Origin of the sequence: Mariniflexile sp. HMF6888 (assembly GCF_044335535.1) — a bacterium.
In the GTDB taxonomy this organism is placed as follows: domain Bacteria; phylum Bacteroidota; class Bacteroidia; order Flavobacteriales; family Flavobacteriaceae; genus Mariniflexile.
The window spans coordinates 180,528-193,742 of record NZ_JBIQVZ010000003.1; the positions used below are offsets into that span (position 1 = coordinate 180,528).

12 protein-coding genes and 1 riboswitch are annotated in these 13,215 nt (G+C 36.1%); all 12 genes read left to right on the forward strand.

Annotated elements, in window-relative coordinates; translation table 11 throughout:
* Positions 1–8: 8 nt before the first annotated feature.
* A complete protein-coding gene (locus tag ACGLWY_RS09340; protein WP_396619411.1) occupies positions 9–869 on the forward strand; it encodes an MBL fold metallo-hydrolase in 861 nt (286 codons plus the stop codon).
* A gap of 28 nt (positions 870–897) precedes the next feature.
* On the forward strand, positions 898–2,505 hold the full coding sequence (locus ACGLWY_RS09345; RefSeq protein WP_396619412.1) for a S8 family peptidase: 1,608 nt from the start codon (positions 898–900) through the stop codon (positions 2,503–2,505).
* A 523-nt stretch (positions 2,506–3,028) separates the two neighbouring features.
* Positions 3,029–4,864, forward strand: a complete 1,836-nt coding sequence (locus ACGLWY_RS09350; RefSeq protein WP_396619413.1) for a M1 family metallopeptidase — start codon at positions 3,029–3,031, stop codon at positions 4,862–4,864.
* Between the two features lie 242 nt (positions 4,865–5,106).
* Positions 5,107–5,204: riboswitch (TPP riboswitch) on the forward strand.
* Positions 5,205–5,531: 327 nt separating this feature from the next.
* Positions 5,532–5,735 (forward strand): sulfur carrier protein ThiS, encoded by a 204-nt coding sequence (gene thiS / locus ACGLWY_RS09355; protein WP_396619414.1) that lies wholly within the window; start codon positions 5,532–5,534, stop codon positions 5,733–5,735.
* 98 nt (positions 5,736–5,833) lie between these two features.
* A complete protein-coding gene (gene thiC, locus ACGLWY_RS09360; protein ID WP_396619415.1) occupies positions 5,834–7,693 on the forward strand; it encodes a phosphomethylpyrimidine synthase ThiC in 1,860 nt (619 codons plus the stop codon).
* A 115-nt stretch (positions 7,694–7,808) separates the two neighbouring features.
* Positions 7,809–8,402, forward strand: a complete 594-nt coding sequence (locus ACGLWY_RS09365) for a thiamine phosphate synthase (protein ID WP_396619416.1) — start codon at positions 7,809–7,811, stop codon at positions 8,400–8,402.
* A gap of 122 nt (positions 8,403–8,524) precedes the next feature.
* On the forward strand, positions 8,525–8,818 hold the full coding sequence (locus ACGLWY_RS09370; protein ID WP_396619417.1) for a four helix bundle protein: 294 nt from the start codon (positions 8,525–8,527) through the stop codon (positions 8,816–8,818).
* Between the two features lie 6 nt (positions 8,819–8,824).
* Positions 8,825–9,712: a hydroxymethylpyrimidine/phosphomethylpyrimidine kinase gene (locus tag ACGLWY_RS09375; protein WP_396619418.1), complete on the forward strand. Its 888-nt coding sequence runs from the start codon at positions 8,825–8,827 to the stop codon at positions 9,710–9,712.
* A gap of 2 nt (positions 9,713–9,714) precedes the next feature.
* On the forward strand, positions 9,715–10,083 hold the full coding sequence (locus ACGLWY_RS09380) for a four helix bundle protein (RefSeq protein ID WP_396619419.1): 369 nt from the start codon (positions 9,715–9,717) through the stop codon (positions 10,081–10,083).
* Positions 10,084–10,174: 91 nt separating this feature from the next.
* Positions 10,175–10,822: a thiamine phosphate synthase gene (thiE, locus tag ACGLWY_RS09385; protein ID WP_396619420.1), complete on the forward strand. Its 648-nt coding sequence runs from the start codon at positions 10,175–10,177 to the stop codon at positions 10,820–10,822.
* Between the two features lie 13 nt (positions 10,823–10,835).
* A complete protein-coding gene (locus tag ACGLWY_RS09390; protein WP_396619421.1) occupies positions 10,836–11,609 on the forward strand; it encodes a thiazole synthase in 774 nt (257 codons plus the stop codon).
* Between the two features lie 217 nt (positions 11,610–11,826).
* On the forward strand, positions 11,827–12,942 hold the full coding sequence (gene thiH, locus ACGLWY_RS09395) for a 2-iminoacetate synthase ThiH (protein ID WP_396619422.1): 1,116 nt from the start codon (positions 11,827–11,829) through the stop codon (positions 12,940–12,942).
* The last annotated feature ends 273 nt before the right edge of the window (positions 12,943–13,215 follow it).

Sequence of the window (13,215 nt, forward strand, 5' to 3'; positions counted from 1 at the left end):
AGCCCTAGATGCAGTTATATCCAATAAACTCTGGAAATTTTAAGTTAGATGGTGGTGCCATGTTTGGCGTAGTTCCAAAATCATTATGGCAAACTACAAACCCTGCCGATGCCAATAATATGATAGACCTTACCACAAGATGCTTACTTATTGAAGATGGCAACAGGCTTATTTTAGTTGATACAGGAATGGGTAATAAGCAATCTAGCAAGTTTTATGGTTACTACTATCTATGGGGAAACCACAGTCTAGACGGATCTCTTAAAAAGCACGGTTTTCATCGTGATGATGTTACCGATGTTTTTATGACCCACTTACATTTTGACCACTGTGGAGGAAGTATTCAATGGAACCATGACAAAACAGGTTACGAACCCGCATTTAAAAACGCCCACTTTTGGAGCAATAAAGACCATTGGCAATGGGCAACACAACCCAATAAACGAGAAAAGGCTTCCTTTTTAAAAGAAAATATTCTACCTATGGAGGAAAGTGGACAGCTTAAATTTATGACTATTCCAACAGGTGATACTCTTATAAATTCAAAACTGGGTTTCGATATCTTTTTTGCAAACGGACATACCGATAAACAAATGATTCCGCTTATCAAATACAAAGAGATAACCATCGCTTTTATGGCCGATTTATTACCAACTGTTGGACATTTACCACTACCCTATGTTATGGGTTATGATACCAGACCTCTTTTAACCCTCGACGAAAAAGAAAAATTCCTTAATATAGCAGCATCCAATAATTATTATTTATTTTTAGAACATGATGCCCATAATGAAATTATTACTGTGACTAATACCGAAAGAGGCGTCAGATTAAAAGACATCTATACTTCGCAAGATATATTCCAATAAAAAAAGTGACTAATTCAAATACAAACAAATGAAAACAATTAAAACAGTAATGCTATCGGCGGCTGTGGCCGTATTATTCTCTGGCTGTGGAGGGACTGCCAACATTCTTTCTACACCCCTTGAAAATATTGACACTTCACCTTTAAAAGTTTCAGAATTAACTGAAAATGAAAAACATAATTGGGGCCATCTAGACTTGGCAAAAGACACCATTCCGGGGATGAGCGTCGATAAAACCTATACGGAACTCATTAAAAACAAAAAAGGAAATACCGTTATTGTTGCTGTGATAGATTCTGGAATTGATATAGACCATGAAGATTTAAACGATGTGATTTGGACCAATAAAGATGAAATTCCAAACAACGGAAAAGACGATGATAACAATGGTTATATTGACGATGTACATGGTTGGAATTTTTTAGGTGATGGTTATAACGAACAATTAGAATATGTACGCATACTGGCGAGTGGCGATACTAATAGCCCCGATTATGCAAGAGCACAAAATTTGTACGAAACAGAATATCAAAAATGGTTGGGTAGAAAAACACAATACGATCAAATTTATCAACAAATAAAAAATACAGACGATTTACTTACCAAACATTTTGGAAAAAAAGATTATACCAAAGAAGAAGTAAAAGCCATTAAGACTGAGGACCAGGCACTTCTTCAAGCTACTCAAGTGGCAAATTACATGTATAGCAACGGTATGGATTCTATGGCAGATGCCTTAAAAGAAATTAGCGAGGGCTTAGAAAGCATTAACGACCGCCTAAACTATAACTTAAATAAAGACTTTAACGGACGTGTAAATGGTGATGACCCAAATAACTGGAATTCTAAATTTTATGGAAACGGAAACGTAAAACCAGTAAAGAAAAGTGAAAGTCATGGAACACACGTAGCGGGTATTATTGCTGCAGAACGCAACAATGGCAAAGGAGCTAATGGTGTGGCTAACAATGTAAAAATCATGAGTGTTAGAACCGTTCCAAACGGAGATGAATACGATAAAGATATTGCTTTAGCTATTCGTTATGCTGTTGATAACGGCGCAACCATAATTAATGGTAGCTTTGGAAAAAGCTTTTCTCCGCATAGCGACTGGGTACGTGATGCCATTAAATATGCAAGCGATAAAGACGTCGTATTTGTACATGCTGCTGGAAATGACAGTGAAAATGTGGATGTGGAATCTAATTTTCCAGACGATAATGTGAATGGTCAAGAAATCTCTAATACATACATTCGAGTGGGTGCATTAGAACCAAAATATGGTTCAAACATTGTTGCAAGTTTCTCCAACTACGGAAAACAAAATGTTGATGTATTTGCTCCAGGTGCTAAAATATATTCAACAACCCCACAAAACGAATATGATACAAAAGGAGGTACTTCTATGGCGGCACCTGCGGTTGCTGGGGTTGCGGCATTAATTCGTTCGTATTATCCAAAATTGTCTGCAGCTCAAGTAAAACAAATCATTATGGACTCTGGTTTAGCCATTAAAACAAAAGTGGTCGTTGGTGGCGATACCAATAACATAAAACCTTTTACCGATTTATCTAAAACAGGACGCATTGTTAATGCTTACAATGCCTTCATTATGGCAGCTAAAATGTCTATTTAACATAAAATTTATAGTGACAAAAAGCTGAAAATATTTTAGTTTTTCAAAACTATTAAAGTATTGAAAATGAGGATAAAAAGTCTATTTCTGTCTCATATTGAGCTTGTCGAAATAGTTTAATTACTGGTAATCCATATCGGTTTCGACAAGCTCAATATGACAAATTAAATTTAAAGGACTTTTTAACCTCATTTTTTTATTATTTTGAAGCTACAAACTCATTTAAACTTTTTGAATTGAAGCGAAAATTAGTCATTTTGTATCCTATTAAAGGTCTTCTTCTTTACATAGCAAGGCCTACGGAAAGAAAAAAGACAGGACAGAGCGTTAAGAAACCGTAAGGTTCACGAACACGTATTTTTCAAATAATTAAGTATCGTGAGTAAACAGTCCTGTGGCCTATTTTAGTGAAATCGAAGATTCGGCGTAGCCAATCGGTCGGGAGGCGCATGGACAAAAAAAGGCGATTTTTTTAGTTAATTGAAAAAGTTTAAATGAGTTCCACTTATAAAAAACAAAACAAATGAAACAATTAATTATTTCTGTGCTATCTGTTTTGGCATTCACGTCATGTAATAGTGCACAGCCCGTTACAACAACTACAGCCTATCAAAATCAAAGCACTACAACTTCTTGTTACTGGCAACAACACGTCGATTATAAAATGGCTATTGATATGGATGTAAATACCTATCAATATAAAGGCAAACAAACCTTGGTGTACACCAATAACTCACCCGATGTTTTAAACCGTGTGTATTACCACTTATATTTTAATGCGTTTCAACCAGGTAGCGAAATGGATGTACGATCACAAACCATTGCCGATCCAGATTCTAGAGTAGGCAATCGCATAAGTAAATTGCAACCTAACGAAATTGGATTTATAAAAGTACATTCGTTAAAACAAAACGGAAAAACCATTAAACATGAAACCGTAGGTACGGTTCTGGAAGTCGATTTAGCAAAACCCATTTTACCGGGAGAACGTGTTACTTTCGAGATGGATTTTGATGCTCAAGTGCCTTTGCAAATTCGTCGCTCGGGTAGAAACAATAAAGAAGGTGTAGCGTTATCGATGGCGCAATGGTACCCAAAAATGGCAGAATACGATTTTGAAGGTTGGCATGCCGACCCTTATATAGGCCGCGAATTTCATGGGGTATGGGGCAGTTTTGACGTAAAAATCAGCATCGATAAAAACTATGTTATTGGTGGCACAGGCTATTTACAAAACCCTAGCGACATTGGCTATGGCTATGAAACAGGAACTGTAAACCGTCCAAATACCGATAAATTAACTTGGCATTTTGTAGCACCTAATGTACACGATTTTACTTGGGCTGCCGACCCCCATTATATCCACGATATCATGCAAGTGCCTGATGGCCCCATGCTTCATTTTTTCTACAAAAACACATTAAGCAACGAGCAAAAAGAACGCTGGAAAAAAATGCAACCAAAAACGGTTGAACTTATGCAGTACTATAGCAAGCATATTGGCTCTTACCCTTATAAGCAATATTCCGTTATTCAAGGGGGTGATGGTGGTATGGAATACGCCATGTGTACACTTATTACCGGAGAGCGTAGTTACGGCAGTTTGGTAGGGGTTACGGCACACGAATTGGCACATACTTGGTTTCAGTTTCTATTGGCTACCAACGAGGTCAAACACGAATGGATGGACGAAGGCTTTACCAGTTATATAAGCGATTTGGCCATGAACGAGGTTATGAACCAAGGCAACACTAACCCAGTAGTAGATGCCTATAATAACTATATTTATCTAGCAAAATCGGGCAAGGAGCAACCGCTTACCACACATGCAGACCGCTATCAAGACAACCAATCCTATGGTATTTCGGCATATAGCAAAGGGGCTGTGTTTTTAGCCCAACTAGGCTATATTATGGGTGAAGAAAACTTAGCAAAAACCATTAAAAAATACTTTAACGATTTTGCTTTTAAACATCCTACACCGTTAGATATTATACGTACTGCCGAAAAAGTTTCGGGCTTAGAACTTGATTGGTATTTAACCGATTTTGCACAAACCACCAACACGATTGATTATAGTGTAAAAACCGTAGAAAGCAACAATGTAACTTTAGAGCGTATTGGTTTAATGCCCATGCCTATTGATATTACCATTACTTACACCGATGGCAATACCGAAGATTTTTATATCCCGTTACAAATGATGCGTGGTGAAAAACCAACCAAAGCCACCCCCTTAAATGATTGGGCTTGGGCGTATCCTACCTATACATTTACAACTAAAAAAGCTGTAAAAAGCGTAGAAATAGATCCTAAAAACTTAATGGCAGATATTAATAAGATGAATAATAAAAAGTAACCTTTCTTATTTTTTCCTACTAAAGGCTTCTTGAATAAAAAGAAGCCTTTTTTGTTACTTATACAAATCAAGGGTTGAAAATGAGCCTTATGAATCAAAGAGATAGCTTTCCAAAGGTGTGAATTTTGGAAAATACTGAAAATCCATTTACTAAATATTAATATTCTTTAAAACCCAGTCCTTAATTCGCATTAATTATCAAATAAATTGTGCTACCTCTATTTTTTTTAATACCTTCGCTATGTAAACTTTAGGGGTGTTCTAAAACAGATAGAACTGAGACATACCCTTTGAACCTGATTTGGTTAGTACCAACGAAGGGAAAAGTTGAATAGTGTATTGCAATATACGCTAGCACACCTTTTCATTAAACACTTCTTTTCTGAAAGTGTCTTTTTTCAAAGCTTATTTGCTTCCCTTGCTGTTTACAATGAACTATCTTGACTTTTTTGATTGAAGCGAAAAATATCCTTTGCGCAAGCTGGCTCGTTCGCTAAAATAACCCACCGGGTTATTTTATACGCTCCGTCCTGTTCCAGATTTTAGCTTTTTAGCACTTCATAGCATCGCTACGGAGTAAAAAACAGGTAAAATATGGGGCAAAAAGATCATTTTGCAGCCAATTGAAAAAAATCAAGATGAGTTCAATAACCAAAATGTATTGTAAATGATAACCATTCATCTTAACGAACGTTCGCTAGACATTGATGAGAATCTCAATGTTTTACAGCTATTACAACAAATTAACTCGCCTACCAAAGGTATTGCTGTAGCTATAAATACTGAAATTATTTCACAATCGCAGTGGGAAACAGAAACATTCAATCAGAATGATAATGTTTTAATTATTCAAGCCACACAGGGAGGATAACCTTAGAGACTCTAAATTTAAAAAACAACAAATCATAAATAAGCAGCATCAAAGTCTCAGTACTTTACTTTGTAATCTGTACTTAATACTTTAAACAAATGAAGAATAAAGACACCGCACCAAAGGAAGGTCAAATTACAAGAAAGCCATTTCCAAACTCTAAAAAGATTTACGTACAAGGAAAAATCCACCCACAAATTAAAGTGGCCATGCGTGAAATTTCTTTGAGTGACACCAAAAATTCTTTAACAGGTAAATTGACTCCAAACGAGCCCGTTACTGTGTACGATACTTCGGGACCTTATACAGATCCTAACAAAGAATTAAACGTACATAACGGCATTGAACGCATTAGAGAGCAATGGATTTTAGATCGTGGAGATGTAGAACAATTAGACTCTTTTACCTCAGAGTATTGTAACGAACGTTTGAACGACAAAAGTTTAGACCACATGCGTTTTTCGCTTTTGAGAAAGCCATTGCGTGCTAAAAAAGGACAAAACGTAACGCAATTACACTACGCTAAAAAAGGAATCATTACTCCAGAAATGGAATACATCGCTATTCGTGAAAACCAACGAATTGACGAAATGACCGAAATAAGAAAACAACACCCAGGAGAACATTTTGGAGCCTCAATTCCAGCAAAAATCACTCCTGAGTTTGTACGTTCAGAAGTAGCTAGAGGACGTGCCGTTATTCCGTCAAATATTAACCACCCAGAAGCAGAGCCTATGATTTTAGGCAGAAACTTCTTGGTAAAAATAAACGCAAATATTGGTAACTCTGCGACGACCTCATCTATTGAAGAAGAAGTAGAAAAAGCCGTTTGGGCTTGTCGTTGGGGGGCAGATAATATCATGGATTTATCTACAGGTCAAAACATTCACGAAACCCGTGAGTGGATTGTGCGTAACTCTCCGGTGCCCATTGGAACCGTGCCAATTTACCAAGCTTTAGAAAAAGTAAATGGTGTTGCCGAAGACTTAACTTGGGAAATTTTTCGTGATACATTGATTGAGCAAGCAGAGCAAGGAGTCGATTACTTTACCATTCACGCAGGAGTCTTGTTACGTTATGTACCTATGACAGCGAAACGGGTAACAGGAATCGTATCTCGTGGAGGCTCTATTATGGCAAAATGGTGTTTGGCTCATCACAAAGAAAGTTTCTTATACACACATTTTGAGGACATTTGCGAAATCTTGAAGTCTTATGATGTTGCTTTCTCTTTAGGAGATGGTTTACGTCCGGGTTCTGTTGCCGATGCCAATGATGAAGCTCAGTTTGCTGAATTAGAAACCTTAGGAGAATTGACACAAATTGCACGTAAACACGAAGTACAATGTTTTATTGAAGGCCCTGGTCACGTGCCAATGCACATGATTAGAGAAAATATGGAAAGACAAATTGAAGTTTGTGACGAAGCTCCTTTCTATACACTAGGCCCTTTAACAACGGATATTGCTCCAGGATACGACCACATTACTTCTGGTATTGGTGCTGCCATGATTGGTTGGTACGGATGTGCCATGTTGTGTTACGTAACGCCCAAAGAGCATTTAGGATTGCCAAATAAAGAAGATGTACGTGTAGGGGTTGTCACTTATAAATTAGCTGCCCATGCCGCCGATTTAGCAAAAGGGCACCCAGGTTCCCAGCACAGAGACAATGCGTTGAGTATGGCCCGATTCGAATTCCGTTGGGAAGATCAGTTCAACTTAGGCTTGGATCCAGAACGTGCTTTGGAATACCATGATGAAACATTACCAGCAGACGGCGCCAAAGTAGCTCACTTCTGTTCTATGTGTGGACCCAAATTCTGTTCTATGAAAATTTCCCAAGAAGTTCGTGACTTTGCAGCAGAAAACGACATTGTAGACAATGAAGTCATTCAGAAAGGAATGGAAGAAAAATCTCAGGAATTTAAAGACAAAGGTTCAGAGGTTTACCTATAACCCATTTTCAATCCACAATGTGCACTGAATCATAGTGTCATTGCACATTGTTAATTACTAATTGCTAATTGCAAATTGTCCATTGTTAATTGTCCATTGTTAATTGCAAATTGCCATGATTGTACTAATAGCTCCCGAAAATGATGTTCCTAACGAAATTGAAATACTACACCAGTTATTTCAAGAAGGTTTAGAGTACTATCATTTTAGAAAACCACATAAGAACTATCAAGAGCATTGTGACTATTTAAATCAGATTGATGAACGATACCACAACCGAATTGTGGTGCATTATTTTCATGAGTTGGTAAACAGGTTTAATATAAAAGGCATTCATTTTCAAGAACAAAAAAGAAGAGACCATTTAGATATTCCCAGTAATTATTTTACTGAATTAGAAATGTATGGTAAAACAATTAGCAGCTCTTTTCATGAACCTGAAGAATTAGAAAACTGTGCATTTGAGTTTGATTATCATTTGCTCAGTCCGGTGTTTTCATCTATTTCTAAACAAGACTATAATGGTCGTGGATTTGACGTGAATCATATCAACAAAACCATCATAGGTATGGGAGGCGTAACCACAGAAAACTTGGCTGAGTTTAACAAGCTAGGTTACAAAGGAGTGGGTGTTTTAGGAGGTATTTGGAATAGTAAAAATCCCATTGAGAATTTTGCTAAAATGCAAGCATTTTTTAGTGAGCAATGAGCAATGAGCAATGAGCAATGAGCAATGAGCAATGAGCAATGAGCAATTAACAATTAACAATTAGCAATTAGCAAAGAACAATTTGCAATGTGCAATGTGCAATGTGCAATTAACAAAGAACAATGAGCAATAATATCATTTTAGACAAAACATATAATTTCGCTGTTTTGATGGTTAAACTCTCTCAAAAGTTGATTTCGGAAAAGAAAGAATATGTTTTATCAAAACAAATTCTCCGCTCGGGAACTTCTGTTGGAGCGAATACAGAAGAAGCTAGAGAGACAAAATATTGGTTACGTATATTGAAGGATACGGGCTATATTTCTGAAAATGAATTCCAAAAATATTTTATTGATATAGAAGAAATTTTAAAAATATTATACGCAATCATTAATTCTTCAAGAATAAATTTATAAAAGAGAATGACAAACAACCAAACACGTATTGCAAATTGTTCATTGCAAATTGATAATTGCATATTATCAATAGCCGGTTTCGACCCAAGTAGTGGTGCCGGAATCACTTCAGATATCAAAACATTTGAAGCACATGGTTTTTATGGCTTATCTGTCTGTACTGGGGTTACCGTTCAAAATGATATGGATTTTAAAACCTGTGAATGGATTTCTCCCGAAGTCATTCTTTCCCAAATAGAAACATTGTTTGAGCGTTTTGAAATTAACGTCGTTAAAATTGGAATCGTTCAATCCTGGGCAACATTATCGCTTATTTTAGACAAATTGCATGACTTAAATAGGGATATAAAAATCATCCTAGACCCCATCATCAAAGCAACTGCTGGTTTTGATTTTCATACAGAAGAAAATCAGGATTTGCTTGATAAAATTTGGAAGCAATGTAACATCATCACTCCTAATTACGATGAAATCCAACTATTATATCCTGAAAAAGATATTGAAGAAACTCTTGAATATATCAGTAATTACACAAACATCTATTTAAAAGGCGGCCATAGAAAAGACAAAAAAGGTTGGGATGAATTGTACCATAGTGGTATTGTAATGGTTAACATGCCTCCAAACACAGAAAAAGTCTCGGAAAAACATGGAAGCGGATGTATTTTATCATCATCTTTAGCTTGTAACATCGCTTTGGGACAACATATAGAAGACGCTTGTAAAGCTGCCAAATATTACACCGAACAATTTTTAAATAGTAATGATTCGTTATTGGGAAGTCATGATTATAGGAGTTTAGGAGTGGAGAATTTAAGGAGTTTAGGAGTGGAGAATTTGAGGAGTTTAGGAGTGGAGAATTTGAGGAGTGAAGTAGCACAAAAATTTAAATAATTATGGAAAAGAGTAAAAATTTTGAAGATTTATTGGTTTGGCAAAAAGGACACCAATTTGTTTTAGAGGTGTATAAAATCACGAAACAATTTCCTAAAGAAGAAATTTACGGTTTGACTTCACAATTCCGAAGAGCAGCTGTATCTATCACCGCAAATGTTGCTGAAGGATATAAAAGAATCAGTAATAAAGAAAAATTACGTTTTTACAATATTGCACAAGCATCCCTAGAAGAATGTAAGTATTTCTTAATTCTAGCTCGTGATTTAGAATACACCAATCAATTCAAAATACTAAACGATTTAATTAATGAAGTCAGTAAAATGTTAAACGTATATTGCCGTAGCATTCTAAACTACTCAAACTCTTAAATCCCCATATCCTTAACTCCTAAACTCCTCCACTCCTTAAATTCTATACTCCTAAACTACTTAAATTCTATACTCCTAAAATTCTCAAAAAATGACCATCAACAAACTCCACTATATATCGCAAGGAAACACGCCTAAAGAGCATTTGGAAAACATTCAAAAAGCATGTCAATCGGGTGTCGAATTAGTTCAGCTTCGTTTAAAAAATCTATCTGAAAAAAAGGTTTTAATAATAGCACTAGAAGCTAGAGAAATCACCAGTCATTTTCAGACAAGGTTAATCATTAACGACCATTATAAAATTGCAAAAGAAGTTAAAGCAGATGGCGTTCATTTGGGAAAAACAGATACTTGTCCAACGATTGCAAGAAAACATTTGTACGCTTGGCAAATTATTGGAGGTACAGCAAACACTTTAGAAGACTGTAAAATATTAATAGCAAAAGAAGTAGACTATATTGGTTTAGGGCCATTTAGGTTTACCTCTACTAAAGAAAATTTAAGTCCCATTTTAGGCTTAGATGGGTACGCTTTAATTATTGAAGAATTAAAAACAACCACTCCCATTATAGCTATTGGTGGGATTACAGAAAACGATATTACAGAAATCTTGAAAACAGGCGTTTCAGGTATAGCAATGTCTGGTGAAATTACTCGTGAGTTTAATAAAATTAAAGTCTTTCATCAATTATTAAACGCTTCATCAACAGAAGAACAACTTTATAATTTTAAATCATAAACATCCTTAACAGATGACAAAAGATATATTAAGAATTGCAGATAAAGAATTTCATTCAAGACTTTTTACAGGAACTGGAAAATTCAGTTCTAGTGATTTGATGTCCCAAGCATTGATTGCTAGTGAAAGTGAATTGATTACCGTTGCACTAAAACGTGTGGATCTAGACAATGAACACGACAAAATGCTACAGAGCATTATGCGTCCGAGTATCAATCTACTCCCTAACACTTCTGGAGTAAGGAATGCCAAAGAAGCTGTATTCGCAGCTCAATTAGCTCGTGAAGCTTTGGAAACCAACTGGATAAAATTAGAAATCCATCCAGACCCTAAATATTTATTACCCGATCCTATTGAAACCTTAAAAGCTGCAGAAGAATTGGTAAAATTAGGGTTTGTAGTGATGCCATACATTCACGCTGATCCTGTTTTATGTAAAAGACTAGAAGAAGTCGGGGCGCAATGCGTCATGCCTTTAGGAGCACCCATTGGAACCAATAAAGGTATTAAAACAGTTGACTTTTTGGAGATTATTATAGAACAGAGCCATGTTCCCGTAATTGTAGATGCAGGAATTGGAAGCCCTTCGCATGCTGCCTATGCTATGGAATTAGGAGCAGATGCTGTTTTAGTGAACACAGCCATCGCCGTTTCCCAAAACCCCATAGAAATGGCCAAGGCTTTTAAAATGGCTGTAGAAGCAGGTAGAATGGCATACAACGCAAAATTAGCTACCGTTAAACAGCATGCGGAAGCCAGTAGTCCGCTAACAAGTTTTTTGCAGTAAATTGAGGAGTGGAGAATTTTAGGAGTTTAGAATTGGAGGAGTGGAGTAATGAAGAGTTGGAGGAGTGGAGAATTACAGCCGCTTAAGCAATAATCTATTTTTGTAAAACTCCTAAACTACTTAACTCCTAAAATTCTCCACTCCTCCACTACTTAACTACTCAACTACTCAACTACTAAAATTCTTAACTCCTCCACTACTTAACTACTAAAAAAACATGAACAACACATTTCAAAATCTATTCGATACTTATAATTGGGAAGAAACTTTAGCGAGCATCCACTCAAAAACAGCACAAGATGTAGAATATGCGCTTTCTAAAACCAAGCGAGATTTAGAAGATTTTAAAGCTTTAATATCTCCTTCGGCTGCTCCATATTTAGAACAAATGGCTGTACTGAGTAAAATGAGCACACAAAAACGTTTTGGAAATACCATACAAATGTATGTGCCGATGTATTTGTCTAACGAGTGCCAAAACATTTGTACGTATTGTGGATTTAGCATGACAAATAAAATTCCACGTAGAACCCTAACCGATGCTGAAATTTTAAAAGAAGCTACCTTTTTAAAAACCAAAGGATACGACCACATTTTATTGGTGACAGGAGAAGCAAACAAAACCGTTGGTGTTCCCTATATAAAACATGCGATGGAATTGATTAAAGATCAATTTTCTAACATAAGCATGGAAGTACAGCCTATGGACCAGCATGAGTATGAAGAATTGATTGAAGCCAGCTTATACGCGGTTTTGGTTTACCAAGAAACCTATCACAGAGATGAATATAAAAAACACCATCCTAAAGGTAAAAAATCAAATTTTGATTACCGATTAGGCACTCCTGATAGGTTGGGAAAAGCAGGCATACATAAAATAGGCTTGGGCGCTTTGTTTGGATTGGAAGATTGGAGAGCAGATAGCTTTTTTACAGCTCTACATTTAAAGTATTTACAAAAGACCTATTGGAAAACTAAATACTCTATTTCATTCCCTCGACTAAGGCCTCACTCAGGAGGCTTAGAACCAAAAGTAGAAATGACCGATAAAGATTTGGTACAAACTATTTGCGCTTTTAGATTATTGGATGAAGACGTAGAGCTGTCGATGAGTACACGTGAAAGTGAGACCTTTAGAAACCATATTGTGCATTTAGGAATTACGTCTTTAAGTGCTGAATCTAAAACCAATCCTGGTGGTTACACAGTGGATAAACAAACTTTAGAACAGTTTGAAATTTCAGATGAACGATCTACCGAAGCCATTGCAAACATGTTAACAAACTCAGGATTAGAACCCGTTTGGAAAGATTGGTCTAATAATTGGCGTTAGAAAAAAGTTACCAACAAAAACCTATACACAATATGTGTTAGAATAGAACGTTTTTTGCTTCTATTCCGCCAAAGCTCCGTTTTGACATTTTATATAAAAAATTAAAAACAAAGTTATAGCTTTGGCTACTGGCCGCACTAAATGAAAACTTTCGCTTTTCAATCCCACATTACGCATAACCTAACCTTTAAATAACCCCCAAACACTAAATTGACATCTTAAAAACACTATCATTTTTTAATTTCACTACCTTTGGCTTTTAAACCTTCAAAC

Coding starts and splice junctions, on each gene's coding strand:
- ACGLWY_RS09340 (WP_396619411.1), top strand. CDS start 9: ATGCAGTTATATCCAATAAACTCTGGAAATTTTAAGTTAGATGGTGGT.
- ACGLWY_RS09390 (WP_396619421.1), top strand. CDS start 10,836: ATGACAAAAGATATATTAAGAATTGCAGATAAAGAATTTCATTCAAGA.
- thiE (WP_396619420.1), top strand. CDS start 10,175: ATGACCATCAACAAACTCCACTATATATCGCAAGGAAACACGCCTAAA.
- ACGLWY_RS09350 (WP_396619413.1), top strand. CDS start 3,029: ATGAAACAATTAATTATTTCTGTGCTATCTGTTTTGGCATTCACGTCA.
- thiS (WP_396619414.1), top strand. CDS start 5,532: ATGATAACCATTCATCTTAACGAACGTTCGCTAGACATTGATGAGAAT.
- ACGLWY_RS09380 (WP_396619419.1), top strand. CDS start 9,715: ATGGAAAAGAGTAAAAATTTTGAAGATTTATTGGTTTGGCAAAAAGGA.
- ACGLWY_RS09365 (WP_396619416.1), top strand. CDS start 7,809: ATGATTGTACTAATAGCTCCCGAAAATGATGTTCCTAACGAAATTGAA.
- ACGLWY_RS09370 (WP_396619417.1), top strand. CDS start 8,525: ATGAGCAATAATATCATTTTAGACAAAACATATAATTTCGCTGTTTTG.
- thiC (WP_396619415.1), top strand. CDS start 5,834: ATGAAGAATAAAGACACCGCACCAAAGGAAGGTCAAATTACAAGAAAG.
- ACGLWY_RS09375 (WP_396619418.1), top strand. CDS start 8,825: ATGACAAACAACCAAACACGTATTGCAAATTGTTCATTGCAAATTGAT.
- thiH (WP_396619422.1), top strand. CDS start 11,827: ATGAACAACACATTTCAAAATCTATTCGATACTTATAATTGGGAAGAA.
- ACGLWY_RS09345 (WP_396619412.1), top strand. CDS start 898: ATGAAAACAATTAAAACAGTAATGCTATCGGCGGCTGTGGCCGTATTA.